Below are 569 nucleotides of genomic sequence, written 5' to 3' on the forward strand. Positions count from 1 at the left end.
GAATATAGACGGAGCTATAAGTAAAGAACAAATACCAAATTTCATAAGTCAGGCAGATGCTCTATATAAAGACATAGTGGAACTTAGAAAATCCTTGCCAAATACTCGGCTAATATATGAAAAAGCATTTGCAGAATTACAGTCGTTTTTGTCCGCACTCTATAATGAAAAAGGATCGTTTAAAGAGGAATTTTCTTTTGATATTGAAAAAGTTAATTTTTTTATTTTCAAAGATATGCATGGTAGGGCACAACATATCATTAATAATATGATAGGAAGTGACAGAATTAACTTTGTTGAATCTGTCATAAAAGAAATAATTTCGCAGTCAAATGCACAAGAAGATCCTAAATATTCAGAAGGATTTATCCGAAAAGAAAGGCAAGAGTCTCATAACCAATTTGATAGAAATTTAAATTTTAAATTTAAAGATCTTGTCCCCCTATTTGACGATGTTGATATAGACAACATTAAAGCGCTAAAAAATCAACTAGAAAAAATAAAATCTTTTAAAGAATTTTACGACTCAGCACTCAATAATTTTGCTTTCGATTTTCAAAATCTAGCAG

The 569-nt window shown here is 29.5% G+C and carries 1 pseudogene; it reads left to right on the forward strand.

What is annotated here, in order from left to right:
* Positions 1 to 569, forward strand: a pseudogene (locus HEN33_RS25375) (type III effector); the annotation flags it as partial.

The organism is Escherichia sp. 94.0001, from assembly GCF_013369155.2.
In the GTDB taxonomy this organism is placed as follows: Bacteria; Pseudomonadota; Gammaproteobacteria; order Enterobacterales; family Enterobacteriaceae; genus Escherichia; species Escherichia coli_F.